Source organism: Maribacter zhoushanensis (assembly GCF_029350975.1).
Lineage (GTDB): Bacteria > Bacteroidota > Bacteroidia > Flavobacteriales > Flavobacteriaceae > Maribacter > Maribacter zhoushanensis.
On the sequence record NZ_JARKMR010000002.1, the window covers coordinates 623,623 to 649,471 of the forward strand.

Consider the following 25,849-nt stretch of genomic DNA (forward strand, 5'->3'; position numbering starts at 1 on the left):
TATTTCAAGGATGCAAATATAGTTTTTACTTGAAGATTTTGCACTCAAATTTTCGTCTAACATTTATGGAAGATTTTATAGTGATTATTTAAATATTATCCAATTAATTTAGCTGAGCGATATTTAAAATGAAGTTTTTTAACACTTTTTGTGAAATAATTCTTACTTTGGTAGCAGAACAGATGATAATAGATGGAACTTCACTCAGATGAAACAATATGGTATTTCTTTAAAAAGGGCGAAGCAAATGGCTTTAGTCTTCTTTTTAAAAAGTATTATCCACAATTATATGTTTACGGAGTAAAGCTTAGCAACAATCAAGAATTAACAGAAGATTGCCTTCAAAATTTCTTTATTCAATTGTTCGAAAATCGAGAAAAGCAAAATTCAATCAACAATTTAAAAGCATACCTATTTGTATCCTTCAAAAGAAGATTAATAAAGCAATTGCAAAAGAGTCAAAATAACCTTCCTATTTCAGAAGCACAGCTTTTTAAATCTAATTTCACGTTTTCTGCAGAAGAAATATCCATTCACCAAGAAATACAATTCCTTTGCACCACTACCCTAGCCAACCTTATAAACAAACTATCTCCTAGGGAAAAAGAGGTTTTATACTTAAAATATTATAGTGGTATGAAAAGTTCTGACATTGCTGAAGTAATGGATATGAACTACCAAAGTGTTTTAAATGTACTTCAAAAAGCACTAACAAAACTTCGTAAATCATCTGAAAATCAACAGATTAAAAATATTTTGAAAAAAAGTTAAAAAAAGTAGGGTATATTTTTAAGAATTGAATCTCTTATAAATGGAATACCATGCTAAATGAACAACAAAAATAAATTCGACTTACATTATTTTTTATCTGATTCCTCATTTGAAAATTGGGCAAAAGGTCTAAATAAAAATGATATTACCTACTGGAATAATTGGTTAAAAAATCATCCAGAACATGTAGTTACGGCAGAAAATGCCAAAGACATTATAATAGGTGTAAAATTCGATCAAAAATACCCTAGCAATGACAAGGTAAATGAAGCATTATCAAATGTTCTTCCTAAAATAAACCTTGATATTGAAAAGAAAACAAACAAAAAGAAAAAAGGCACTTTAAATAGCACCTTTTTGACAGCTGCAGCTGCTGTAATTCTGGTTTTAATAACTTGGACAAGCTATTCTTATCTTACAGATAATACAAACACTACACACAAGACTAATTTTGGAGAAATCATTGATTTAAAATTACCAGATGGTACTTCTGTCGTTTTAAATGGAAATTCTAAAATTTGGTATGATAATGAAAATCCACGTCTTATACATTTAAAAGGAGAGGCTTACTTTAAAGTAAAACCAATACCAAGTACAAATGCAAAGTTTTGGGTAATTACAGAAGATCTTAAGGTTGAAGTTTTAGGTACACAATTTCATGTAAATACTAGAAAACAAAAAACAAACGTAGTACTTGACGAAGGTTCTATTCATCTAGAACTTAATAATGGTGAAATTACCAAAATGATTCCCGGTGAAATAGTTTCATTTTCTAATGAAAGCAAAAAACTTACACATAAAAAAGTAGATATCGAAACTCCATATGCGCTGTGGCGAGGAGGTACCTATGCATTTAACGAAATTCCTTTAAAAGAGGTGATGTTCAACCTAGAAACCACTTATGGATTAGAGGTTGAATATGAATTTGAGCACTTAAAAGAAATACCCATATCCGGTGGTATTCCTAATCAAAACTTAAAAATATGTATTGCCGCTATTGAAAAGGCAACGAATACAAGAATAATAAACAAAGAGAATACATTACGAATACAAGAGAACCCTATTATTAACTAAACTATTTATTTATGAGAACAAACAAACTTATAAGATTACTGCTTGCAGTAATGCTTTTTTCAAGCATTACCAGCGCGACGGCAGCTGATGAACTGAAAGAAAATGTAACTCTAAGCGAGTTTCTTAACGAAATTAGTGCAAAACATGAGGTTTATTTTACCTACAACCCGGCACTAGTATCGTCTACCAGCTTAAACCCGGAGGAATACAAATTCCCAGTGCTAGATAAAATCATCAACAAACTAGAACGCAAGACTAGTTTTGATTTTGAATATCTAGGTAATAAATATTATGTGGTATACCATAAAAAGACGGAAAGAGCTAAAGTTCTTAAAATCAATTCTACCACAAACGGTATTACGGCAATGACTTTGAATAAAAAAATTCAAAATAGTATTACCGGTAAAGTAACTGATGATTCTGGTATGCCATTGGCAGGTGTTAACATTGTTGAAAAAGGAACAACAAACGGTACTACTTCTGACTTCGATGGTAACTATACCATTAATGTATCGAGTGACACTAAACTTGTATTTAGCTATATAGGATTTGCAACACAAGAAGTATCTACAGCAGGAAAAAGTACCATTAACGTACAACTATCCGAGGGTATGCAACTAGATGAATTTATCGTAGTTGGATCACGTACGGCACCTAGAAGTAATGCAGACACGCCATTACCTGTAGATGTTATTGGTGCTAAAGATTTAAGCTCAACAGGTCAAGCTACTTTTGATAAAGCATTACAGTATAAAATACCATCTTTTAATACGGTACAAACTCCTGTAAATGATGCAACATCTTTATTGGATCCATATGAAATTAGAAACATGGGACCATCTAGAACATTAATCTTAATTAATGGTAAGCGTAAGAATTTAAGTGCTTTATTATATACACAAACATCTCCTGGCCGTGGTGAAACAGGTGCTGATATCTCAGCTATACCAACAGATGCGATTAAAAGAGTTGAAATTTTACGTGACGGTGCTTCTGCCCAATATGGTTCTGATGCTATAGCAGGTGTAATGAACATTATCCTTAAAGATTCTCCTAATGATGGATCCGCTACAATAAGAACAGGTATTACTTCTGAAGGTGACGGTGAAATGTTCGGTGTTTCAGTAAATAACGGATCATCTATTGGTGAAGACAAAGGTTTCATAAACTATACCGTTGATTTATCAAAAGTAAACCAAGCCAATAGACCAGGCACAGTTGATGCTGCTGGTGAAGCTGGTGATTTTGGAGCGGATATTGCTGATGTTCAAGAATTTTTATCTAGACGCCCAGATGCAGGTAATATTAATGGTTCTCCTGAAACTGCCGCAGCTAAATTCTCATTGAATTTAGGTTATGACCTAAGTGAAAACACTTCTCTTTATGGTAATGCAGCTTATGTCTACAAGGCAGTAAATAGTTTTGCAAACTACAGAACTCCATATTGGAGAACGGTTGAGGAATATCCTTACTTGGCAGACTTTTTTCCTGGCGAAAACCCAAACAACGCAGGTGGTTATGACGGTTACTTACCAACATTTGAAGGTTTATTAAGTGACTATAATGCTACAATAGGGTTCAAATCGACTATAAATGATTGGAATATTGATGCTAGTTTTACAACAGGTGGAAACTTACAAACTTATAAAGTTAACAATACACACAATAGAAACATTGTATATTCTCCATCAGTATTCATAGATGCAAATGGAAATGGATCTGTTGATGATGGTGAAATTACAGAAGGATCGGAACTATATAGAGAAAACAGTCAGCAATCATTTGATCCAGGAGGAACAAGATTCTCTCACAATGTTGGAAACATTGATATTTCAAGATTATTATCTGATAAAGTAAGCATTGGTGTTGGTGCCGAGTTCAGAACCGAGACTTTTGAAATCATAGAAGGTGAATTAGCTTCTTATGATGGTGGTGGTGCAGATTCATTTGCAGGTGCTTCTCCTCAAAACTCAGGAAAGTTCAACCGTTATAACATTGGTGGATATTTAAGTTTAGATTATGATGTATCTGATGCTTTTTTATTAAGCGGAACTATCAGAACAGAAAATTACTCTGATTTTGGTAACACATTTATTTATAAGTTCAGTTCTCGCTACAAGTTTAGTGATGCATTTACATTAAGAGGTTCTATATCTTCAGGATTTAGAGCTCCTACCCTACACCAAATTTATACGCAAAAAGCGCAGTATAGCTTTGTACCAGGTCAAGGTATACAAGTTGGTGGTTTAATCAACAATGTATCTACACAAGCTAAATTATTGGGTATACCTCAATTAGATGCTGAAACATCTACAAACTTTACAGTTGGTTTTGGTGGTAAAATTTCTAAGTTTAGCTATACTTTTGATTACTATAATATTGCTGTAAAAGACAGAATTGTTTTAGGAAATGAAATTGGAGGTAGCGGAGATCCAACAAATCCGTTAGACATTCTTTTAGCAAACAACAACTTAAGTGATGTTAGTTTCTTTTCTAATGCCATTGATACAAAAACCTCTGGTGTAGATGTAGTTCTTGCATATAAAGGAATAGAAATTGGAGAAGGTAGCTTAGACTTAAATTTATCTGGTAACTATACTATACAGAATGAACTTGACGGACCTGTAAAGGACATTGACTTAGTTGCAAACTCTGGTCAGTCTGTAGTAAACCAAACACAAGAAGCATTGTTTTTTACTTCAAGACCTAAAACAAAATGGATTTTAGGAGCAAATTATGAAATTAACAAATTCGGTTTCTCTTTAAACAATACGTTATTTGGTAAAACAAGCTTTTTCCAACAAGGTTTAAGTACTGATGCAAATGGTAATTTCAACCTTGGTACTGAATTTGATCCTAAAGTAGTTACTGATTTGGGTGTTAATTTTAGTGCTTCAGAGAAGTTAACGATAGCACTTAACATCAACAACTTGTTAAATGTATTACCTGAGTGGAATTTTGTTTCTCAGAATGCTGCAGGTGATGCTATTTTGGCTGATCCAGCACAGACACAAACACAATCTAACTTGATAACTTTCAACCAACGTTATTCTCAAATGACGTATGATGGTTACCATTTTAGCCAACTAGGTACAATGTTCAACCTATCGTTGAATTATAAATTTTAGTTTTGATTTAGTTTATTTAAAAAAAGCTACCTATTGATTTAGGTAGCTTTTTTCATTTAATATAAGTATGTTAAGTGATTTAAAATCTATTACTGCATATTTAACACAGAACGCTTTTAATTTCACCTACAGGAAAAGACCAATTCAAAAAAGGTCCTAATAAATACAATTTACTCCGGGTGCATAAAACGTTGCTTTGCTAAAAGCACTTCTTCTGTTTCTACATTATCATCATCTGGTACACAACAATCTACCGGACAAACAGCGGCACACTGTGGTTCTTCATGAAAGCCCATACATTCTGTACATTTATCTGGTGCTATATAATATACTTCATCACTAATAGGTTCTTGAACATCATTGGCATCAACTTCTTTACCATCTGGCAATACAACATTACCATCCAAAGAAGTACCGTCGGCATATCTCCATTCATCTGCTCCTTCATATATTGCGGTATTAGGACATTCTGGTTCACAAGCCCCACAATTAATACATTCGTCTGTTATTATAATTGCCATAATTTCTTCTACGTTAAAATGCCCAAAAAAGAACGGGCATGCTTATTTTTGCACAAAGGTAATTCCTAGTGAACTAGTATACAAATATAATGACCCATAGCAACCCTAGTATAGAAGCTTTTGTTAAACTTGGAAATTTTCTGAGAACATTTTGTGATTTAGTCACAACTAATACCATTTCTGAGCATTTAAATGACAAATGGATTGAACGATTTAAAACTGAAGCCGAAAGAGCACAACACTATAATGGGTGGTTTTCAGAAGAAAATTGTATACATGCCTTTCAGGAATGGGGCAATACGCTCACTAAAGAAAGTATAGACTATTGGTTAAGCGGTTATGATTTAGAATCCAATAAAGAAAAGACCGTAGCCTTAATAATGGCAGGCAATATTCCTTTGGTGGGTTTTCACGATCTTCTTTGTGTTTTGATCACCGGAAATAAGGCGCTGGTAAAACTATCAAGTAACGACCAAAAACTTATACCCTTACTTATTGATTATCTAACAGAGATAGAACCTATTTTTAATGACAGGGTAACATTCACAAAAGAAAAGCTTGAAAATTATGATGCCGTAATAGCAACCGGCAGCAACAATACTGCAAGATATTTTGAATATTACTTTAGTAAGAAACCTAATATTATTCGTAAAAACAGAAACTCTGTAGCAGTACTTAACGGTAAAGAAACAACTGAAGAACTAACAGCTTTAGGTGAAGATATTTTTAGATATTTTGGATTGGGATGCAGAAGTGTCTCAAAAATATATATTCCAAAAGATTACACCATAGATACATTCTTTAAAGCAATGTTTCCATATAGCGATATTATAAACCATAATAAATATGCCAACAATTACGACTACAATAAGGCTGTTTACTTGATGAGCGAGTTTAAGATATTAGATAACGGTTTTCTTATTTTAAAGCAAGAAGAAAGTTTCGGCTCCCCTATTGCATCGTTATTTTATGAATATTATGATGACATTTCTAGCTTAAAGTCAACTTTAAAAAATCAAGAAGATAAAATTCAATGTATTGTATCTTCTGGTTTTACTGAAGGTGAAATTTCATTTGGGAATACTCAAAAACCATCATTAAGCGATTATGCTGATGCTATAGACACGGTTGATTTCTTGTTGAGAACATCGTAGAATTAAATACTGTTACGTATAGACAAATCTTGAAAAAATCCTGACATTTGCATCCTTAATTTACACACAAATGAAAAAACATAATTTTAGCGCCGGTCCTTGTATATTACCAAAAGAAGTATTGTTAAAAGCTTCTGAATCAGTTATGGACTTCAATGGTTCTGGACTTTCACTTGTAGAAATTTCACACAGAAGTAAAGATTTTGTTGCCGTGATGGAAAATGCAAGATCTTTAGCACTTGAACTATTAGATTTAAAGGATAAAGGATATAAAGCACTATTTCTACAAGGCGGAGCCAGTCTTGAATTTTTAATGGTTGCATATAACTTATTAGAAAAAAAAGCTGGGTATTTAAATACTGGTACCTGGAGCGATAAAGCAATTAAAGAAGCAAAATTATTTGGAGACGTAGTTGAAGTTGGATCTTCTAAAGATGAAAATTTTAAATACATTCCTAAAGGATATTCAGTACCAACTGGTTTAGATTATTTACACATTACCTCTAACAATACCATTTTTGGAACTCAATTTAAGAAGTTTCCAAAAACAGATTGCTCGTTAGTTTGTGATATGAGTTCTGATATTTTTTCTAGAACTATGGATTTTTCTCAGTTTGATTTAATCTATGCAGGTGCACAGAAAAACATGGGTCCTGCAGGGACAACATTAGTAATTGTTAAAGAAGACATTTTAGGACAAGTTTCTAGAAAAATTCCTTCTATGCTTGATTATCAAGTGCATATTGCAAAAGATAGCATGTTTAATACTCCGTCTGTATTTGCTGTATATACATCAATGCTTACTTTAGAATGGCTTAAAAACTTGGGTGGTATTGCCGCTATTGAAGAAGTGAATGAGAAAAAAGCTAGATTATTATATTCTGAAATAGATTTAAACCCTGTGTTCGAAGGTTTTGCAAATATTGAAGATCGCTCTTTAATGAACGCAACCTTCAATATTACAGATGAGGTTTTAAAATCAACTTTTGACAGTATGCTAAAAGAAGCAGGGATTAATGGCTTAAACGGTCACCGCTCTGTAGGTGGTTATAGAGCTAGTATGTACAATGCCCTTTCATTAGAAAGTGTTGGCGTATTGGTTGATGTAATGAGTGAAATGGAGCGAAAAGGGTAAACAAGTACATTGCAACACTTTGCAATTACAACCTACTCCACATAAAAATTTTAGAATAACATATGAAGATATTAGCAAATGATGGTATTTCTCAGAACGGTATAGCCGCATTAGAGAAATCAGGATTTGAAATTTCAACAACAACTGTTGCACAAGAACAGCTTGTCAATTATATAAACGAACATAAGATTGACGCCTTATTGGTACGTAGTGCTACTAAGGTTAGAAAAGATTTAATAGACGCCTGCCCTACCCTAAAATTAATAGGTCGCGGTGGTGTTGGCATGGACAATATTGATGTTGATTACGCAAAGGAAAAAGGTCTACACGTTATCAACACACCTGCAGCTTCATCAGAATCTGTAGCAGAATTGGTATTTGGTCATCTTTTTGGTGGTGTACGTTTTTTATATGACGCCAATAGAAACATGCCATTAGAAGGTGATAGCAACTTTAAAGGACTTAAAAAGTCATATTCAAAAGGTACTGAACTAAGAGGAAAAACTATAGGTATTTTCGGTTTTGGAAACATTGGTCAAGCAACAGCAAAACTTGCTATTGGCGCAGGCATGAAGGTAATGTATTGTGACCCAGAAGTGGACCAAACTAGTCTTGAGCTTTCTTTTTTTGATGGTCAGAAAGTAACCTTCAATTTAAAGAATACACAGAAAGAAGATTTACTTCAACAGGCAGATTATATTTCATTACATATTCCAGGTCAAGACAATTACGTTCTTGGTGCATCTGAATTTGCGAATATGAAAAAAGGTGTAGGTATCGTAAATGCGGCAAGAGGTGGTGTTTTAGATGAAGTTGCACTTATAGAAGCATTAGAAAATGGAACAGTCGCATTTGCAGGTTTAGACGTTTATGAATCTGAACCAAAACCAGAAATTAAAATATTGATGCATTCCAGTATTTCTCTTTCACCACATATTGGTGCAGCCACATTAGAAGCTCAAGAGAGAATAGGCTTAGAATTAGCAGAACAAATCATATCACTATTAAAATAGCAGCTTAAAAGGCAATAATGTTGACTCTTTTTCGTATTTTACAGCATAAACATTAAATTAACTTATCACAATGGCAGGATTATTAGATTTATTAAATAGCCCAATGGGGCAACAATTAATTAGCGGAGTTGCAGGTCAAACCAATCAACCAGCAGACAAAACTGCAAACGTACTAAGTATGGCTATGCCATTAATACTTGGCGCTATGAAAAAAAATGTTTCTACCCCAGAAGGTGCCCAAGGTTTAATGAGTGCATTATCTAGTAATCATTCAGGTGGTATTTTAGACAATTTAGGCGATCTTTTTGGCGGTGGCGTTGATGATAGCGTTATGGCAGACGGTGCAGGTATTTTGGGTCATGTATTTGGTGACAAACAACCTCAGGTAGAAAGTGCCCTTAGCTCAAAATCTGGAATAGATTCAGGATCAGTTGCACAAATTTTAAAAATAGCTGCTCCTATAGTTATGGGAATGATAGGAAAGCAAACTGCACAAAGTAACGTTAGTGACGGTACTGGCATGAATGCTCTTTTAGGTAGCATGTTAGGTGGTCAGCCACAAGAAAATCAAAGCTTAATTACTTCTTTGTTAGATGCTGATGGTGATGGTAGCATATTAGATGACGTTGCCGGTATGGTAATGGGTGGCAATAAAAGTAGTGGCGGTATCGGAGGTCTTTTAGGAGGTCTATTCGGCAAATAATCTTATAAAATTCTATTTATACAACCCGCTTGCAGCTGCAAGCGGGTTTTTTTGTATATTATATTCTATGAAAAAGACCTATTTACTATTTCACAATTTGTTATTGCTTACTGTACTTGTATCATTTATGGTTAGTTGCGGATCTACAAAAGAATCATTAGCTATATCTAGTGATGAAGAGCAGGCCTTTAAACAAGTTCAAGGTGACACTATTACAATTTCAAGTGATAAAACTGAATACGAAATAATTATTATAGAACCAGGTTTTAATGTCTGGTTAAGCTCCATTGCAAAGCCTGAGGGATATTATTCTCAGAGTTTTCTTGAAAATAGAAATTACATCATGGTTTTAGAATGGAACAATAGAGTTTTACAACCCTCTAGATTTGACCCCAATTTATATGAACTACAAATTAATTACTCTAGCCAAATAGATTATGGATATGAAGTCAACTATAAATTATATAACTATTTCATCTATTTTCAAAGAAAGTACAATCAACGATTAGGTCCTTTTGTACCCCGCATATAAAAAGTATATTTGCGGCATTCAATACACGTCATGCAGAAATTAAAAGAGCGCTGGGGCGTAACCAGCAATTTTCAATTAACCATTATTTTTATTGTATTTGCCATAACAGGATCATCTTCTGTCTTTGTTGCGAAGCCTTTTTTAAATTTAATTGGCTTACAACAAGGTAATTTTCCTGATGCATGGTGGGGAACAACAATTTACTGGATTTTACGAATTCTTTTGATTTTTCCATTTTATCAGATATTATTAGTAATATATGGCTGGTTATTTGGACAATTCAAATTCTTTTGGGCTTTTGAAAAAAAAATGCTGACAAGATTAGGTTTAGGATTTCTATTCTAATCATTTTTGTTAGGTTTTATTTAACATTCAGTTCTACATCTTTTAGTACTTTAGCTCTGTGAAAAAATCAATATTTACATATTTTTCTGTATTTATATTGTTTTGCCTTATGTTAATTAAGGTGACTTCTTTTCACGTTTATACTCATCAAGACAGTGCAGTCGATTCAATAGAGAATTGTAGCATTTGTGATTTGGCAGTACAGAATCACAATTCAGATTTCACCTTTGTTGCTACTTTATTACTTATTCTTTTACCAATTATAAAATTTACCGGTAAAAGTATCTCACCTTTAGTTTTAGAGGCTCCTTCAAATTATTTCAGGTATGCCATATTTGGTAGACCCCCTCCTTTCCTAGGTTAATACCCTATCCAAAGAATATATCGATATACATTTCTACATCGATACATATACGCGCTAAACTTATATAATGAAAAATTATTTATATGTTTTCGCAATCTTTTGTAGCTCATTTATTTGCGCTCAAGATTGCCATTCAATTTTACTAGGAGAAATAGTTGATTTCCATGACAACAGTACGTTGAGTGGTGCAACTATTAATATCACTGGTAAAAATCTTTCTACAGTTTCTAAAGAAAATGGAAAATTTACCTTTAAAAATCTATGTGATGGAGTTATAGAATTAGAAATATCACACCCAGAGTGTACAACCAAATTTGTTACGATAACAATTAATGGCGATACCTTTTCAGAGATTAGACTAGAACATCATTTAGAAGAGCTAAAAGAAGTGAAGGTAATTGGCGATGTACCTAAAGCTACCAATTCTGCTCAAGAAAATGTCTTATCCGTAAAAGATATAGAACGAAATAGCGGTAATAGTTTAGGCGATGCTTTAAAGAAAATTGCAGGTGTTTCAACCTTGAATACTGGTGGAAATATTGTTAAACCAGTAATACAAGGTTTAAACGGTAGTAGAATCTTAATTCTAAACAATAACGTACGCATGCAGGACATGGAATGGGGAGAAGAACATGCCCCTAACGTAGATGTCAATGCTAACCAGAACATTAGCGTTATTAAAGGAGCTGCTGCAATAGAATATGGTGGCGATGCTATTGGCGGAGTAATTGTGCTAGAACCATTACCAGTGGTTAGAACAGATTCTTTATTTGGTAAAACGCAATTAAATTTTTCATCAAATGGTCGTGGCGGTAACGTTACATCTTCGCTGACCAAATCATACAAATCTGGGTTATACATTAAAGCCCAGGGATCTTACAAAAAATTAGGAGATTTAGAAGCACCGGATTATATACTTTCAAACACTGGTATTAATGAAAGTGGTTTATCGTTAAATATTGGAAAACGTGATTTTGAAAAAGGCTGGGATGGGTATTACTCTTACTTTAATTCAGAAATCGGTATACTGAGATCCTCACATATTGGTAACGTAGATGATTTAATTAATGCCATCAATAGTGATGTACCTAGTATAATAAATGATTTTACTTATGATATTACCCAACCTAATCAAGAGGTAACCCATCATTTAGGAAAACTTAGCTACTATCGTAGATTTGAAGGATTTGGAAAATGGACTACTCAATATGATTTTCAACAAAACAGGAGATTTGAATATGATATTCGTGTAGGTGATGATGCAGACAAAGCATCGTTAGATTTAAAACTAACAACACATTCTGTTTTAACCAATATTAAATTTGATGCTAAAGAAGGTTTTGACTTCAAAGTAGGTGCATTAGGTAGATATCAAACCAACTTTGCAAATCCTGATACAGGCGTAAGAAGACTAATTCCTGATTATGATAAATATGACTTTGGTCTTTTCGCCATCGGTAGCTATGAGATTGATAATGATTGGACTATAGATGCTGGTGCTCGTTATGACTTTAGTAGAATAGATGCTAAAAAGTTCTATAGAGTTTCCCGTTGGGAAGAACGTGGATATGATGTAGACTTTGCCGATATCATTATTGAAGATTTAGGTACTCAATTACTAGTTAATCCTGTTTTTGACTACCATAATTTCTCTGGCACAGCAGGATTGCATTATAATTTGAATGATAAAGATCATTTACGTTTTAATTATGCGTACTCGCAAAGGGCTCCCAATCCGTCAGAATTATTCAGTGATGGTCTACACCATTCTGCGGCACGTATAGAATTAGGAGATTTAAGAATTAAAAGTGAAACATCATCCAAACTCTCAGCATCTTTAGAAAGAAACACCATTACCTGGGGATATACTGTTGCTCCATTTCTAAACAGTATAAAAGACTTTATACTAGTTGAACCAACAGGGGTAGAATTCACAATTAGAGGAGCTTTTCCTGTATGGTCTTATAGACAGACTGATGCCGTACTATTAGGTGTAGATGCTTCGTTATATAATAATTGGTCATCACATATAAGAACAGATCATAAATTTGCGTGGGTAAGAGGAACGGATACTGAAACAGATACGCCACTTATAAATATACCTGCTGCCAATTTCACAAATAGCATTACATATACAAACCCTAAATGGAACAACTTTCTTGTTAGCTTAGAAAGTCAGTATGTATTTGAACAAACAAGACACCCTGATAACATTGAGGTATTTTCTCCAGAACAGCAAGAAAATGTAATATTGGACATCAATACACCACCAGATGCTTATCACCTTTTATCACTGAACACCGAAGCATCTTTTACTATAAAAAATAAAAAAGATTTAAATGTAGGTCTTAGTGCAAGCAACCTATTAAACACCAATTATCGTGATTATCTAAATCGCCAACGATATTTTGTAGACGATATGGGCAGAAATATAAGTCTGCGCCTAATTTTTAACTATTAATAATAATTACTAACAAATGAAAACAGGTACAACTATGAAAAGAAACAAAGCATTAAAAACAGTTTTAGCATTAAGCTTAATGGCAACAGTAATGACATCATGTTCTAGTGATGACGATACACCAGAAATTGTAAACGAAGAAGAAATTATCACTACAATGACAGTTACCTTAACAAGTGCTGAAGGTACAGCAACATTACAATCTCAAGATTTAGATGGAGATGGTCCAAATGCTCCTGTTATAACGGCAGACAATTTAACAGCCAATACAACATATTCAGGAAGTATAGAATTGTTGAATGAAACTGAAACTCCAGCAGAAGATATTACTGAAGAAGTAGCTGAAGAATCTGATGAGCACCAATTTTTCTTTGGATTGACTGGTTCTATTGCAGAAGTAACTTATTCTGATGAAGATGGAGACGGAAACCCTATAGGTCTTGAATTTGAATTAACTACTGGTGATGCAGGTTCAGGTACCGTAACTATTACATTACGTCATGAGCCAACGAAACCAAACGATGGTACTTTGGCAGATGCAGGTGGAGAAACTGACATTGCTCAAACATTTACCGTAGTAGTAGAATAAATTATAACTACAGCTTATTTTAAACAAAAAGCCTTTGAATTTAATTCAAAGGCTTTTTTATATCTATTCTTCTAGTTTATACCACTCAACATCTGAAAGTACCGCTCTCCTACTCACTTTTTTAGGAGGATAATTCGTTACCAAATAATTAATAATAATAGCTTCGTTCTCTCCTAAATCCCACAAATTTTGGGTTTCCTGCATCCATTTAATGGTAGATTTCCATCTTTCTCCACTCATTCTATTTTGTATAACCAATTTAGAAGAATGGCAATTGGTACAGTTCTGTATGGTCTCTGTCATTCCTGGTGCATCTATAAATCCAGTGTTTATGTGAATACCGTTTTCTATTCTATCAAAATCATTATCATCGGGTATTTGAACAATTTCTGTTTCAGGCTTGTTAGATAGATTTAAATCTTTAACAAAGTATATCAACGCAGCAGCTATAATAGCTAGAATAACACCTACTAACCAAATCTTACTAAAAAGAACTTTAACATTGTGTTTTACTTTGTCATTATTTTGCTTTTTCATCTAGGTGATTTTTACAGCTATTCTATGACAAGCGTTATTTAAATACCCTTTAGGATTCCATCCGGGTAGTAACATTGGCTGACCTACTCCGTTTTTATCGGTAGCTTTTGCCCAAACTTCATAATACCCTTCTTGCGGAAATGAAATAGTTGCAGAGAAATGTTGCCAAGCCAATCTATTGACAGGTTTTTCTATTGTACACGTTTTCCAAGTAGCGCCAAAATCTATAGAATATTCCATTTTAGTAACTTCTAACTCACCTGCCCAAGCATGCCCTCTAATATTTAATTTTTTTCCTTTGGATAATGTAGCACCAGATTTAGGATATGTAATTAAAGATTTAACCGGCATTGATTCTATAATACACATATCTTCATCTGTTACTTTTTCCCCAGGGGCTACTGGTTTACAAGGCACTCTATAAGCAGTACCGGTCATTTTTGTACCATCGTGAACTATATTTCTAATGCTTATGCGTTTCAGCCATTTGCCTGAAACAGATGCTGGCCACCCACCTGCAATTACACGCAATGGATAACCGTGTGCTAAAGGAATATCTTCTCCGTTCATTTTGAAGGCTAATATAGTTTCATCTTGTAGAGCCTTAGCCATTGGTGCTCCTCTAGAAATGGGTTCCTTATTTGGGTCTCTACTAAGATGAATATCAGCTGCATGATAACCAAAGTAAACAGCATCGTCTTTGATACCGACATCTTCTAAAACATCGCGTAGTCTAACACCTGTCCAATTGGCGCAATAAACCGCACCTATAGTCCATTGGTTTCCCTTAGCAGGCGGATCAAATTCACTTCTACCATTACCACCACATTCAAGTGTCAATTGATAAGAATGATGTTTAAACTTTGATTTTAACTCTGCGAGTGAATATGTTTTTGTTTGTTTTACAGACTCCCCATCAATGGTAAGTGTCCAATTTTCTATATCTATTACCTCAGGAATGAGTCCGTTATTTCTAATGAAAATAGATTTATTGGGAGTTACTTTATCATCTAAAAGGTGGGCTTGCGCCTCTATATTCCAAGGTTTGTCATTTAAAATGACCATACCTTTATCCTTATCAAATAATTTAAAGGGATTATTATCTTGCAAGGCTACAGGTGTGTAACCTTCTGGCATTAATTCTTTAAAAACGATATCTACTCCTAGTAAAGCTGCTAGACCACCTAAACTAGATTTTGAAACAAAACTTCTTCTCTTCAAAACGCATGGTATTTTAGATAAAGTTAAGTGATTTTATAAAATTAAAAGTATGTTTAGACTTCTATTGTCTGACCTTTTTTAGCACCCTTAAAAACATAAGTATATAACCACATTAAGGTAAATGATGGTATAACATCAAACCCTGGTATAATCTCTTCTACGAAAGTAAATATACCTGCAGCTTGACCTACCTTACCTTTGTACATACGTGTCATTAACCAAGCGGATAATGGTGCCCAAACAATATCAGAAAATTCCCCTACAAAAGGTATAGCAAATGATAGCATACCTATACCATCAAAAAGCAAGCCCATAAAAAGCTGCTTGTATTTTTTATCTTTTAAAATTGACATATTGAAAAATTAGTTATTCTAATTAAAGAATGCAACAAAGATGCCAAATTTTAAAAATTAAATACTATGAGGTATAGAATAGACTATGAAAGTTTGGCACTGATCAGTTTCAAGAATTCATTTCTAGTTTCAATCTTTTCAAACTGACCTCTAAATCCTGATGTTGTAGTTACCGAATTTTGTTTCTGAACACCACGCATCATCATACACATGTGCGAAGCTTCAATTACAACAGCAACTCCTTTTGGTTTTAGCGTATTATTTATACACTCTAAAATGTCATGCGTTAACCTTTCTTGCACCTGTAATCTTCTAGCAAAAACATCAACTACACGAGGTATTTTACTTAGACCAACAATCTGTCCGTTAGGTATATATGCAATATGCGCCTTACCAAAAAATGGCAACATATGGTGCTCACATAATGAATATAGTTCAATATCTTTTATGATAACCATATCATCATAATCTTCTTTGAACATTGCCCCTTGTAGTATCTCTACAGCATCTTGTTGATATCCCTGTGTCAAGAAAAGCATTGCCTTTGCAGCACGCTCAGGAGTTTTAACCAAACCTTCTCTAGCTACATCTTCACCAATTTCGTTAATAATAGATGAATATCTGCTTTTAACTTCATCGGTAATTTCAAGATTGTACTCTTCTAAATTTTTATAAGGGGACATAAATTCATATTTGTGTTTAACCTAATTAATTATAGGTTGAACAAATTTAATATTTTCTTCCATCATCAAACGTAAAAATATCATAAATAGTTCATATTGCAGCATTGCTTTATCTAATCACGTTACGTAAAGTATATTATGAAAGGAACTAAAAACAAATAACTATTTTTAGCATCATCCTTTTTCGTTAATTTTGAATTTCAATTAATCTGTACTTTAAATACACCCTACCCCATGATAAAAGCTTCTAACATTCATAAATATTACGGAGAATTAGAAGTATTAAAGGGAGTTGATCTTCATATAAAAAAAGGAGAAATAGTTTCTATAGTTGGCGCTTCTGGTGCTGGTAAAACAACATTGTTACAAATATTAGGTACGTTAGATGTACAGTCTAATAGAAAGGATAGCACATTACTTATAAATGATATTGAGACAACAAATCTAAATGACAAAGATTTAGCAAAATTTAGAAATGAACATATAGGTTTCATTTTTCAATTTCATCAGTTATTACCAGAATTTACGGCAATCGAAAATGTTTGCTTACCCGCATTCATAAAAAAAACACCAAAAGCAGATGCTGAATTACGAGCTAAAGAACTTTTAGATTTTTTAGGGCTGTCTCATCGTTATAATCACAAACCCTCAGAATTATCAGGTGGAGAACAACAACGGGTTGCAGTTGCTAGGGCTTTAATCAATAACCCATCTATTATTTTTGCTGATGAACCTAGTGGAAATCTAGACTCTGAAAGTGCTGACAACCTTCATAAATTGTTTTTTGAATTGCGAGAAAAATTTGGACAAACATTTGTAATCGTTACCCATAACAGTGAATTGGCAGAAATGGCAGATCGTAAATTAACTATGGTAGATGGTAAAATTGTAGATAAAGAAATCATTTTAGCCTAAGCAATAAATATGCTACAAGAACTACTTTTATTTGCCAAGAATCCGTTTTACAAACAAGATATAACCACATCATTTTCTAATAAATTAAACACCTTTTTTAAGTTGTTATTAATAGCATTAGGCACTAGCATGTTACTACTAATGGTTGCTAGTATAGTTGAAAATTTATTGCAACTAGATATGGGCAAACATGCTATGGACGATTTGTTCGAAAACTATTCTGGTTTGCTAATATTTTTTTTAGCCGTCATAATTGCTCCATTTTTTGAAGAATTACTGTTTAGAGGACCTTTAGTCTTTTTTAAAAATTCTAAATTCTTTAAACCTATATTTTATCTTTTTACCATTGCCTTTGGGTTCATGCACATTAGTAACTTTGAAATGAATACTCAAGTATTATTGTTTTCACCACTATTGGTAGCACCACAAATTGGTGTTGGGTTTATCTTAGGTTTTATACGAGTTAAATATGGTCTAGTTTGGTCAATGGCCCTACATGCCTTTTATAATATGGTTTTGGTGATACCTGTACTAGTTATGCAATTTTTAGATATTTCCTTTGAATGACAAAAAGTGAATTAAAAGTTTTTTTAGACGAGAAGGTTGTTCAATACAACAATCCTGAATTTTTAGAAACAGACCCTATTCAAATTCCACATCTTTTTACAGCCAAAGAAGATATTGAAATTAGTGGCTTTTTAACAGCAACTATTGCTTGGGGCAATAGAAAAAGCATCATTAATAATTCTCATAAACTTATGGAAAGAATGGGTCAAAGTCCATATGACTTCATATTAAATCATACGGATGATGATTTAGAAAAATTAGCGGGCTTTGTTCATAGAACTTTCAATGATATTGACCTAACCTATTTCATTCAAAGCCTTAAAAATATCTATAAAAATCATAATGGATTAGAGGGAGTTTTTACAACTCATCAAGCAAAGGATAGTCTACAGCCCACAATTTCCGAATTCAAGAAAATATTTTTTGAATTACCGTATGAGCAACGTACCACCAAGCATGTTTCTGACCCATTAAAAGGTTCTGCGGCAAAAAGAATAAATATGTTTTTACGGTGGATGGTAAGAGACGCATCTACAAACGTAGATTTCGGTATTTGGAAGCATATAAATGCATCAAAATTATCCTGCCCTTTAGATGTTCATTCAGGTAACGTAGCAAGAAAACTAGGTTTGCTGAAACGTAAGCAAAACGATGCCAAAGCACTTGCAGAGTTAGATAAAAATTTAAGAAAACTGGATCCGTTGGACCCAGTTAAATATGATTTTGCCTTGTTTGGATTGGGAGTATTTGAAAAGTTTTAGTTCAGTTTTTCAAATTGCTTATCCGTCAGTGTTTTCATAAAGGCGATAATAGCCTTAGATTCTATTTCGGTTAAGTTTAAAGAATCTGAAGGTAAGGTTTGATGAGGTACATCTAACCCCATACCTAAGCCACCACCAACATTATAAAATTCCACTACTTCTTCTAAGGTTTTATATACGCCATTGTGCATATATGGTCCTGTTAAATCTGCATTACGCACTGTAGCAGTCTTAAAAAAATGTTTCTTTTCATCTACTTGATACGGGTAATACTGCCCCCAATCATCATCTAAAACCGGATTTTCAAAACTTGCATTTTTAGGAACACCCAAATTCTCAAATTCGCTCTCCATATATTTAGGTGGTACAGTACCATTAAAAGCCGGTGGAAAATGACATGTTGCACAAGCTGCCTTACCCATAAAAAGATTAAAACCATTAACTTCTTCTTCACTCATCGTTTCTTCTAGCCCGTTTATATTTCTATCAAATTTAGAGTCGAAAGTCGCCAAACTTCTAATATATGTAGCAATGGCGTTACGCACATTCATGTTTGATATTTCACCATGATATAGAGAATCGAACTGTGCTTTATATTGTGGTTTTTCTTGAATTTTCTCCTCTAATTTATCTAAATCGATATGAAATTCATTTTTATTATTGGTAACACCAACAATTTGATCTTCAAGTCCGTCTGCCCTACCATCAAAAAACAATGAACGCTGATAAACTGCATAGGTCAATGTAGGTGAATTGCGTTGTAATTCTTTGCCATTTACACCCAATGCTTTTGCATGACCATCAGTAAAAGCCTTTTCTTCAATATGACAGCTAGCGCAACTTATTGTGCCCGTACTTGATAAAGCTTTGTCATTAAACAATTGCTTACCTAATGCAATTCTTTCTTCCGTAATTTCAGGAGATTTTTGCATAGAGAACATTTTCATATTAAAAAAATTCTTATCAAATAGATTGGTAACAGTTGGGTCTAATGCTCTAGATTTACTCAATTCAATATTCCAGTCTTTAGCTGTTTTATCAACTAATTCCAATTGATTATTGGTATGTAGCTTTATGAATGAATAGCGATCAAACTCATCAAAACTTCCTTTTTTAAGCATATCAATAGTTGTATTGATTTCAGTTTGCCATTTGGTATACAAATCTTTACTTGCAAAAGCATCCTTATAAATGGTTATAACATTTAATATGGTTTCGTAATTATAAACAGCTTCGTTTAATGAATTTGATAACATAGGAGAATCAAAACCAGTTATCCCTTTAGTAGCAATATTAACGACTGCATCTCTTATCATTTTTAAATGATGCCTATCTCTTTGAGTTATAAGAATATGATTATTTCTTATAAACGGTATTCTAATTTTTAAATACTCTAAAACATCATTTAGTTCTTTATTAGAAAAGCCATTTTCATCATAAAGTAATTCTTCTAAAACCTGAAAACTTTTTGACTTTTGAATTCTTATATCTTGATGATCATCAATTTCTACTTTCAATAAATTTGGAGCGTTCATTGATATATAATTTTCGTAGTCATATGCTATTAACATAGGTTCTACCCGCTTATACCACTTCCTACTTTTTAGAAATAGACTTTTATTCTTTGACAGTGTATTTAAAGTATCTATCTGTTTCATATAGTAAGAAGTACTATCTAATGCCATAAAATACTGTTCACGAATTTGGTCATTGAACATTGATTGTTCATTCTTATTTATAGCCAAGAGTGGTTCTGTACTATCATTTTTACAAGAAAAAAGAAAACTAATAAGCCCAACAAAAATCCATTTGCAATGAAATACTCTCATGTTACTTTGTAAAATTATATGAATAGAAAAGGTTCCCAATTAAGGGAACCTTTTAATTTGATTAAATAAAACTAATTATCTAGGTAAGCCTGTCAACTTAAAAAGAACAGAACCTTCTAATGAAGCACTACCTTCACTAATTGCAGTTGGATCAACAAATTTAAGTCCGTCAGCCCTTACTGCAGTGTCAGGTGTAGTACTATAATTCCATCCATGTACTTGAGCACCACCAATAAAGGTTGGTTCAGATGCACCAATGATATCAGTAACATCGAATAAACCAGTAATCTCCCACATACTACTGGTATTTCCTATACCAACGCTAGATGCAAAATTTTGATTACACTCCATCACTTCAACAAAATTACCTGTGTTTAAATCTAACTGCCACAACTTCGCAAAGCCAGTAATATCAGCGTTTAAGTCAGAATAACCGTTTGGATCTTCTTGAATGTAAGCATAGTTTTCAGTTACAAGAATATTATCAGGAGAATGCATACCATCACCTTTACCACCTTCAACATCACCATCTACAACTACGGTAAGAACAGCGTCCGCTGTTGGGTCGTTTTCGTTCAATTCTAATTTATAGACACGACCAAAACCTGTACCTCTTAAATTAAGATCAGGGTTGTCACCGCGAATTCTACCCGTTGCATTAAAGTATATTTCTCTCTGAGCTTCAGCAGAACCTCTTCTCCAATCAATATCTTCAATTCTTTGAAAACCTATAGCGCCTAAATCAATAGCCTCTTGGTTAAGCTCATCAATAGTTCTTTCAGTAACTTCTACCCATTCTACGTCATAGGCAATATCTTCAGACATTCCCATTTCAAATAACTGTCCGCCTTCTCCTGGTAGTGACTCCACAGGATTCTTTCCTCGTAGAACATATAATTTTCCGCCGTAAAGGTCACCTCTTTGACCTACGTACATTCCAAAATGAGCTTGAGGGTACACATTATCACTATGGTCATCTCCCATAAAAATAACTGTTTGTGAAGTGTAGGCATCCTTACCTATTGCAACAGCGTTCTCTGTAGACCATTCTCCAAGAGCAGGCAATCTCTCTACCTCTACTCTATCTTCTTTTGATCTAAAAGGATTTACCTTATAAACACCTTTAGCATTACCGCCCCATTCTCCTCCAGAAAGATATAATGGACCAAATCCGTGTTCTTCTACCGTTATGGCAGAACCAGAACACATAGCCGTAAATGCGGTAGCTGTAGAATTAACGATGTAATCTCCTTGCAAAGGTTGAAGTTCAGAGTTTAACATTATTCTTGCAATAGAGTAATCTGCTTCTAAATTATTGATTAAAGCATAGTTACCATCTTCAGCAGGAAAAAGGGCAGCACCGTCCATATAAGATCCGTATACAAACGTAGAGTCTGACTCTAATATATCTGCAGAAGACATTATCATGTTAAGCTCGGCAGAACCTGCAAAAGCACCTTTAAGCTCAAATAATTCATTTGGAGTTACAGAACTAGTTAATGGAATTGATTCTGCTAAAGTTAAATCTTGACCATCTTCTCCGTCAACACCATCAGCGCCATCTACACCATCAATGCCATTTGTTCCATTAATACCATCAGCACCATCTTCTCCTTCACAGCTCATTACTGCAATTCCTAGGCAAGAAAGGAAAATAGCTTTTAATAGTAAATCTTTTGATTTTTTCATTATCAATATAGTTTTTAGGTTATGAATGCCAAAACTATACAGACAAGCTTTTAGAAAGGTTTACTGAAAATTAGCAATAGATGAACAGAAGTTTATGCTTATGTTAAGATGTAAAATTAAGTTGAAATTGAAGTAATCAAAACTTGAAGGCTATGTTAATTAATTTTTAATCTACTGATTAAAAGATGCTTATGACACTATTCCCAAATTACCTAATGCTAACGGCTGTTCTTTACCGCCTTCTGAAATTGATTTATAAATAGCCTCAACAATAATCATATCTCTTTTTCCCATTTCACCGGGGGCTATGTTTTTAGTATTTAACAATAAATGCTTTGCAAAATCATCCATCTGCAATGCTTGTTGTTTCTTGAAAGGAAATTCTATGGTATTTCCGTTAGAAGTTCGCCCACTTATTGGTCCGTAACTATGAGCGGGATCCAGCTCAAACCAACCCTTACTACCATGAACTTTTAACCTATTACCATTTGCATTATGTGAAGTCATCATATGAGCAACCGCACCATTTGCAAACTTAAACTGAGCGGTGATTGTTTCATCGGTATCCTTAAAATATTCTGGTCGAGTACTAAACTCTTGCGCAGAAACTGAAATAGGATTTTGTCCTGCACCATATATACTGGTTTGTATAGCGTAAACCCCCATATTCATTAAGGCTCCTCCACCTGAAAGAGATTTGTCTAAACGCCATTGATCAGGATTTCCATTAGAAACGTAACCAGCATCTGAAGAAACAAATAGTACATCATCAAATGTTTTCTCTTTCACATACTTTTTCACCTCATGGGTATAGGGGTCACTTTGCATTCTGTAACCAACAGCCAACTTTACACCATTCTCATTACATGCATTAATTATAGCATCGCATTCATCTACGCTTATAGCCATTGGCTTTTCACATATAACATGCTTACCTGCCTTAGCTGCACGAATACAAAATTCGGCATGCATACTATTAGGTAGAACAACATATACCACATCAATAACATCGTTATTTACTATATCGTCAAAATTCTCGTAATTGTATATATTCTTTTTAGGGATGTTGTATTTCTCTTTCCAAACAGATTCTTTTTCTTTTGTACCGGTTACAATACCCGCTAAATAGCAATGATCAGTTTCTTGTAACGAAGGTGCCAATTGGTATGTACTATAACTACCTAAACCTACCAATGCAATACCCAATTTTTTATTGTTTTGCCCAGGAGTAAACCCTTTTGCAAATGGTATGCTGCCAAGTAATGCTGTTCCTAAAAGACCCTTTGAAGTTAAACTAGTAAAAGAGCGCCTTGTTATATGTTTCATATGTATATTCAATTCTTAAGAAAATTAAATAAAAAACATTGAAGTTCATAATTGCCAACCTCATTTTTACATTATTAATCTACACTACCATTTTATATCTTTTTCTTTATAATAATCCACATAAATGATTAATTGATATTAAAACTTCAATTAGATGTTTGAGTACATAAATATGATTGATTATTGTTATTTTCGTTAGACAACAGAACCTTATCAAACCATGAAAAAAATAGTACAATTATCAATTTGCTTGGCGGCTAGCGTTGTCATAGGGCAGTCTAGAGAATTACCTATAGACACTGTTATTACAACACAGCATACGGCCACCATTAATGGATCAACCTTTTCGTACACGGCACAAACGGGCACGCAACCTGTATGGGATGAAAATGCAAAACCTATTGCTTCTTTACATTACACCTATTATACAAGAAATAATATCAAAGACTCAGCTGCAAGACCATTGTTGATATCCTTTAATGGCGGACCGGGATCTGGTTCTGTTTGGATGCATCTTGCATATACAGGACCAAAGGTTTTAAAAATTGACGATGAAGGTTACCCAGTACAGCCTTATGGCGTAAGTGCAAATCCGTATTCAGTTTTGGATGTTGCCGATATCGTTTACGTAAACCCTGTAAATACCGGATACAGCCGAACCATACCTGCAAGCGGTAAAGATGTTGATAGAGATAAGTTCTTCGGCATAAATGCCGATATAAAGTATTTAGCCGAGTGGTTAAACACCTTTGTGACCAGAAACAACAAATGGCGGTCACCAAAATATATTATTGGTGAAAGTTATGGTGGCACACGTGTTATGGGACTTTCTTTAGCATTGCAGAACCAACAATGGATGTATTTGAACGGCGTAATTATGGTCTCTCCGGCAGATTATAAGGTAATTCGTAATTCAGGACCTGTGGCAGAAGCTATCAACTTACCATATTACACTGCGGCGGCATGGCATCATAATGCTTTGCCACCTGCGCTACAAAGCAAAGATTTATTGGAAATTTTACCTGAATCAGAAGCTTATACCATTGATAAATTGATGCCCGCATTAGCAAAAGGCGGTTTCTTAGATACTACTGAAAAAGACGCCATAGCGGATAAGATGGCTTATTATTCAGGATTAGATAAAAAAGACATTTTAAATCAAAACCTAGTAGTACCAACTTCTTTCTTTTGGAAAAATTTATTAAAAGAAAAAGGTGGTTACACCGTAGGACGATTAGATTCTAGATATTTAGGTATTGATAAGCAACTAGCTGGTATGAAACCAGATTACAATTCTGAAATTACGTCTTGGCTGCATAGTTTTACACCAGCAATCAATTACTATCTACAAGAAGAATTGAACTTTAAAACCGATGTGAAATACAATCTTTTTGGTCCTGTACACCCTTGGAACAATGAAAACGATAATACAAGGGATAATTTAAGACAGGCAATGGCTCAAAACCCATATTTGAACGTTATGATTCAATCTGGTTATTATGATGGAGCAACTACGTATTTTAATGCAAAATATACCATGTGGCAAGTAGACCCAAGCGGACGAATGAAAGATAGGTTTAGCTTTAAAGGCTACCGATCAGGGCACATGATGTATTTGAGAAGAGAAGATTTGAAAAATGCAAATGATGATATTCGTGACTTTATTAAGCGCACCATTGCCACGGATAAAAGCGCTAAATATTAACAAGCCTTAGAAAATTATTTTTCTAGAACAGTAGTAGATATTCCCAATACAAGCAATGAATTTGTTTCTGTTGGGAATTTCTTTTGAAACCCAACATCGGCAGACTTAATTGCATCTCTAAACAATTGCTCTCTTTTACGTTGCTTTTTCTTTTTAAAAATATCTATGGTAACGCCTACTGTAACACCACCTAGAACGGTAGCTAGTAAATCTTCATTACTCCATCCTCCGTATTGGTTTTGATCAATACCTTCTTTTGCCAAACCAATAAGCAAACTACCACCTACGGCACCAACAAACGTCCAAGTTCTATCTCCGTCAGAAATTTCATTTGCAATACCCGCACCAACTAATCCATAAAGATTTCCACCTAAAAAATGCAGCACTTTATCTTGCTCAAACTGACCATAAGAACTATGCACGTAAAACAAGAAAAGAAGAAGCGCAAGTATTTGTTTCATACAGGGCAAAGA

Annotated in this window: 25 protein-coding genes; 16 read left to right on the forward strand and 9 right to left on the reverse strand. The window is 33.9% G+C overall.

What is annotated here, in order from left to right:
- Positions 1 to 192: 192 nt before the first annotated feature.
- From PXD56_RS09500 to PXD56_RS09510, 3 genes are all read left to right on the forward strand, one after another.
- Complete coding sequence (locus PXD56_RS09500) at positions 193 to 771, forward strand: RNA polymerase sigma factor (RefSeq protein ID WP_276493098.1); 579 nt, start codon at positions 193 to 195, stop codon at positions 769 to 771.
- Between the two features lie 57 nt (positions 772 to 828).
- On the forward strand, positions 829 to 1,845 hold the full coding sequence (locus PXD56_RS09505; RefSeq protein WP_276493099.1) for a FecR family protein: 1,017 nt from the start codon (positions 829 to 831) through the stop codon (positions 1,843 to 1,845).
- Positions 1,846 to 2,210: 365 nt separating this feature from the next.
- Positions 2,211 to 4,973 (forward strand): TonB-dependent receptor, encoded by a 2,763-nt coding sequence (locus tag PXD56_RS09510; RefSeq protein ID WP_276493279.1) that lies wholly within the window; start codon positions 2,211 to 2,213, stop codon positions 4,971 to 4,973.
- A gap of 170 nt (positions 4,974 to 5,143) precedes the next feature.
- Here PXD56_RS09510 and PXD56_RS09515 read toward each other — a convergent pair whose 3' ends face one another.
- Positions 5,144 to 5,494: a 4Fe-4S dicluster domain-containing protein gene (locus PXD56_RS09515; RefSeq protein WP_276493100.1), complete on the reverse strand. Its 351-nt coding sequence runs from the start codon at positions 5,492 to 5,494 to the stop codon at positions 5,144 to 5,146.
- Between the two features lie 89 nt (positions 5,495 to 5,583).
- Here PXD56_RS09515 and PXD56_RS09520 point away from each other — a divergent pair, with 89 nt between their 5' ends.
- The 9 genes from PXD56_RS09520 (at position 5,584) to PXD56_RS09555 (ending at position 13,790) form a co-directional block, all read left to right on the forward strand.
- Positions 5,584 to 6,648, forward strand: a complete 1,065-nt coding sequence (locus PXD56_RS09520; protein WP_276493101.1) for an acyl-CoA reductase — start codon at positions 5,584 to 5,586, stop codon at positions 6,646 to 6,648.
- A gap of 70 nt (positions 6,649 to 6,718) precedes the next feature.
- Complete coding sequence (serC, locus tag PXD56_RS09525; RefSeq protein WP_276493102.1) at positions 6,719 to 7,783, forward strand: 3-phosphoserine/phosphohydroxythreonine transaminase; 1,065 nt, start codon at positions 6,719 to 6,721, stop codon at positions 7,781 to 7,783.
- 62 nt (positions 7,784 to 7,845) lie between these two features.
- A complete protein-coding gene (locus PXD56_RS09530; RefSeq protein WP_276493103.1) occupies positions 7,846 to 8,796 on the forward strand; it encodes a D-2-hydroxyacid dehydrogenase in 951 nt (316 codons plus the stop codon).
- A gap of 70 nt (positions 8,797 to 8,866) precedes the next feature.
- Positions 8,867 to 9,499 carry a DUF937 domain-containing protein gene (locus PXD56_RS09535; protein WP_276493104.1) on the forward strand — a complete coding sequence of 211 codons (633 nt, stop codon included), beginning with the start codon at positions 8,867 to 8,869 and terminating at the stop codon, positions 9,497 to 9,499.
- Between the two features lie 67 nt (positions 9,500 to 9,566).
- Positions 9,567 to 10,031 carry a DUF6146 family protein gene (locus PXD56_RS09540; protein WP_276493105.1) on the forward strand — a complete coding sequence of 155 codons (465 nt, stop codon included), beginning with the start codon at positions 9,567 to 9,569 and terminating at the stop codon, positions 10,029 to 10,031.
- 30 nt (positions 10,032 to 10,061) lie between these two features.
- Positions 10,062 to 10,376 (forward strand): DUF6787 family protein, encoded by a 315-nt coding sequence (locus PXD56_RS09545; protein WP_276493106.1) that lies wholly within the window; start codon positions 10,062 to 10,064, stop codon positions 10,374 to 10,376.
- A gap of 58 nt (positions 10,377 to 10,434) precedes the next feature.
- Positions 10,435 to 10,740 carry a DUF2645 family protein gene (locus PXD56_RS18625; RefSeq protein ID WP_420828444.1) on the forward strand — a complete coding sequence of 102 codons (306 nt, stop codon included), beginning with the start codon at positions 10,435 to 10,437 and terminating at the stop codon, positions 10,738 to 10,740.
- A gap of 67 nt (positions 10,741 to 10,807) precedes the next feature.
- Positions 10,808 to 13,201 carry a TonB-dependent receptor gene (locus tag PXD56_RS09550; protein WP_276493107.1) on the forward strand — a complete coding sequence of 798 codons (2,394 nt, stop codon included), beginning with the start codon at positions 10,808 to 10,810 and terminating at the stop codon, positions 13,199 to 13,201.
- Between the two features lie 34 nt (positions 13,202 to 13,235).
- Positions 13,236 to 13,790: a type 1 periplasmic binding fold superfamily protein gene (locus PXD56_RS09555; RefSeq protein ID WP_276493108.1), complete on the forward strand. Its 555-nt coding sequence runs from the start codon at positions 13,236 to 13,238 to the stop codon at positions 13,788 to 13,790.
- 63 nt (positions 13,791 to 13,853) lie between these two features.
- Here the strand turns inward: PXD56_RS09555 and PXD56_RS09560 are convergent, their stop codons facing one another.
- From PXD56_RS09560 to folE, 4 genes are all read right to left on the reverse strand, one after another.
- Positions 13,854 to 14,327, reverse strand: a complete 474-nt coding sequence (locus tag PXD56_RS09560; protein ID WP_276493109.1) for a monoheme cytochrome C — start codon at positions 14,325 to 14,327, stop codon at positions 13,854 to 13,856.
- Positions 14,328 to 15,548, reverse strand: a complete 1,221-nt coding sequence (locus PXD56_RS09565) for a sulfite oxidase (RefSeq protein ID WP_276493110.1) — start codon at positions 15,546 to 15,548, stop codon at positions 14,328 to 14,330.
- Between the two features lie 53 nt (positions 15,549 to 15,601).
- Entirely contained in the window at positions 15,602 to 15,901 is a 300-nt protein-coding gene (locus tag PXD56_RS09570; RefSeq protein ID WP_276493111.1) for a hypothetical protein, read from the reverse strand.
- Positions 15,902 to 15,984: 83 nt separating this feature from the next.
- Positions 15,985 to 16,584: a GTP cyclohydrolase I FolE gene (folE, locus tag PXD56_RS09575; protein ID WP_276493112.1), complete on the reverse strand. Its 600-nt coding sequence runs from the start codon at positions 16,582 to 16,584 to the stop codon at positions 15,985 to 15,987.
- Positions 16,585 to 16,818: 234 nt separating this feature from the next.
- Here folE and PXD56_RS09580 point away from each other — a divergent pair, with 234 nt between their 5' ends.
- From PXD56_RS09580 to PXD56_RS09590, 3 genes are read left to right on the forward strand one after another with little or no spacing between them, the layout of a single operon-like run.
- Positions 16,819 to 17,499 carry an ABC transporter ATP-binding protein gene (locus PXD56_RS09580; RefSeq protein ID WP_276493113.1) on the forward strand — a complete coding sequence of 227 codons (681 nt, stop codon included), beginning with the start codon at positions 16,819 to 16,821 and terminating at the stop codon, positions 17,497 to 17,499.
- A 9-nt stretch (positions 17,500 to 17,508) separates the two neighbouring features.
- On the forward strand, positions 17,509 to 18,066 hold the full coding sequence (locus PXD56_RS09585; RefSeq protein ID WP_276493114.1) for a CPBP family intramembrane glutamic endopeptidase: 558 nt from the start codon (positions 17,509 to 17,511) through the stop codon (positions 18,064 to 18,066).
- Positions 18,063 to 18,827, forward strand: coding sequence for a TIGR02757 family protein (locus PXD56_RS09590; RefSeq protein ID WP_276493115.1), 765 nt, complete (start codon positions 18,063 to 18,065; stop codon positions 18,825 to 18,827). Before PXD56_RS09585 ends, PXD56_RS09590 begins: the two co-directional genes overlap by 4 nt.
- On the opposite strand, the gene PXD56_RS09595 is transcribed toward PXD56_RS09590, so the two are convergent.
- The 3 genes from PXD56_RS09595 to PXD56_RS09605 all read right to left on the reverse strand — a co-directional run bounded on the left by PXD56_RS09595 (position 18,824) and on the right by PXD56_RS09605 (position 23,671).
- A complete protein-coding gene (locus PXD56_RS09595; protein ID WP_276493116.1) occupies positions 18,824 to 20,656 on the reverse strand; it encodes a cytochrome-c peroxidase in 1,833 nt (610 codons plus the stop codon). The two genes, PXD56_RS09590 and PXD56_RS09595, sit on opposite strands and share 4 nt — an antisense overlap.
- Positions 20,657 to 20,731: 75 nt before the next feature.
- The gene (locus tag PXD56_RS09600; RefSeq protein WP_276493117.1) at positions 20,732 to 22,345 is read right to left on the reverse strand and encodes a PhoX family protein; all 1,614 of its coding nucleotides are present in this window, start codon (positions 22,343 to 22,345) and stop codon (positions 20,732 to 20,734) included.
- A gap of 189 nt (positions 22,346 to 22,534) precedes the next feature.
- Entirely contained in the window at positions 22,535 to 23,671 is a 1,137-nt protein-coding gene (locus tag PXD56_RS09605; RefSeq protein ID WP_276493118.1) for a Gfo/Idh/MocA family protein, read from the reverse strand.
- A gap of 220 nt (positions 23,672 to 23,891) precedes the next feature.
- Between PXD56_RS09605 and PXD56_RS09610 the strand changes: the two genes are divergently transcribed.
- Positions 23,892 to 25,376, forward strand: a complete 1,485-nt coding sequence (locus PXD56_RS09610; RefSeq protein ID WP_276493119.1) for a S10 family peptidase — start codon at positions 23,892 to 23,894, stop codon at positions 25,374 to 25,376.
- 14 nt (positions 25,377 to 25,390) lie between these two features.
- On the opposite strand, the gene PXD56_RS09615 is transcribed toward PXD56_RS09610, so the two are convergent.
- Positions 25,391 to 25,837: a YfiM family lipoprotein gene (locus tag PXD56_RS09615; RefSeq protein ID WP_276493120.1), complete on the reverse strand. Its 447-nt coding sequence runs from the start codon at positions 25,835 to 25,837 to the stop codon at positions 25,391 to 25,393.
- Positions 25,838 to 25,849 lie beyond the last annotated feature (12 nt).

Coding starts and splice junctions, on each gene's coding strand:
- PXD56_RS09550 (WP_276493107.1), top strand. CDS start 10,808: ATGAAAAATTATTTATATGTTTTCGCAATCTTTTGTAGCTCATTTATT.
- PXD56_RS09585 (WP_276493114.1), top strand. CDS start 17,509: ATGCTACAAGAACTACTTTTATTTGCCAAGAATCCGTTTTACAAACAA.
- PXD56_RS09545 (WP_276493106.1), top strand. CDS start 10,062: ATGCAGAAATTAAAAGAGCGCTGGGGCGTAACCAGCAATTTTCAATTA.
- PXD56_RS09590 (WP_276493115.1), top strand. CDS start 18,063: ATGACAAAAAGTGAATTAAAAGTTTTTTTAGACGAGAAGGTTGTTCAA.
- PXD56_RS09555 (WP_276493108.1), top strand. CDS start 13,236: ATGAAAAGAAACAAAGCATTAAAAACAGTTTTAGCATTAAGCTTAATG.
- PXD56_RS09600 (WP_276493117.1), bottom strand. CDS start 22,345: ATGAAAAAATCAAAAGATTTACTATTAAAAGCTATTTTCCTTTCTTGC.
- PXD56_RS09515 (WP_276493100.1), bottom strand. CDS start 5,494: ATGGCAATTATAATAACAGACGAATGTATTAATTGTGGGGCTTGTGAA.
- PXD56_RS09595 (WP_276493116.1), bottom strand. CDS start 20,656: ATGAGAGTATTTCATTGCAAATGGATTTTTGTTGGGCTTATTAGTTTT.
- PXD56_RS09570 (WP_276493111.1), bottom strand. CDS start 15,901: ATGTCAATTTTAAAAGATAAAAAATACAAGCAGCTTTTTATGGGCTTG.
- PXD56_RS09580 (WP_276493113.1), top strand. CDS start 16,819: ATGATAAAAGCTTCTAACATTCATAAATATTACGGAGAATTAGAAGTA.
- serC (WP_276493102.1), top strand. CDS start 6,719: ATGAAAAAACATAATTTTAGCGCCGGTCCTTGTATATTACCAAAAGAA.
- PXD56_RS09530 (WP_276493103.1), top strand. CDS start 7,846: ATGAAGATATTAGCAAATGATGGTATTTCTCAGAACGGTATAGCCGCA.
- PXD56_RS09510 (WP_276493279.1), top strand. CDS start 2,211: ATGACTTTGAATAAAAAAATTCAAAATAGTATTACCGGTAAAGTAACT.
- folE (WP_276493112.1), bottom strand. CDS start 16,584: ATGTCCCCTTATAAAAATTTAGAAGAGTACAATCTTGAAATTACCGAT.
- PXD56_RS09610 (WP_276493119.1), top strand. CDS start 23,892: ATGAAAAAAATAGTACAATTATCAATTTGCTTGGCGGCTAGCGTTGTC.
- PXD56_RS09520 (WP_276493101.1), top strand. CDS start 5,584: ATGACCCATAGCAACCCTAGTATAGAAGCTTTTGTTAAACTTGGAAAT.
- PXD56_RS09535 (WP_276493104.1), top strand. CDS start 8,867: ATGGCAGGATTATTAGATTTATTAAATAGCCCAATGGGGCAACAATTA.
- PXD56_RS09500 (WP_276493098.1), top strand. CDS start 193: ATGGAACTTCACTCAGATGAAACAATATGGTATTTCTTTAAAAAGGGC.
- PXD56_RS09560 (WP_276493109.1), bottom strand. CDS start 14,327: ATGAAAAAGCAAAATAATGACAAAGTAAAACACAATGTTAAAGTTCTT.
- PXD56_RS09605 (WP_276493118.1), bottom strand. CDS start 23,671: ATGAAACATATAACAAGGCGCTCTTTTACTAGTTTAACTTCAAAGGGT.
- PXD56_RS09615 (WP_276493120.1), bottom strand. CDS start 25,837: ATGAAACAAATACTTGCGCTTCTTCTTTTCTTGTTTTACGTGCATAGT.
- PXD56_RS09540 (WP_276493105.1), top strand. CDS start 9,567: ATGAAAAAGACCTATTTACTATTTCACAATTTGTTATTGCTTACTGTA.
- PXD56_RS09505 (WP_276493099.1), top strand. CDS start 829: ATGAACAACAAAAATAAATTCGACTTACATTATTTTTTATCTGATTCC.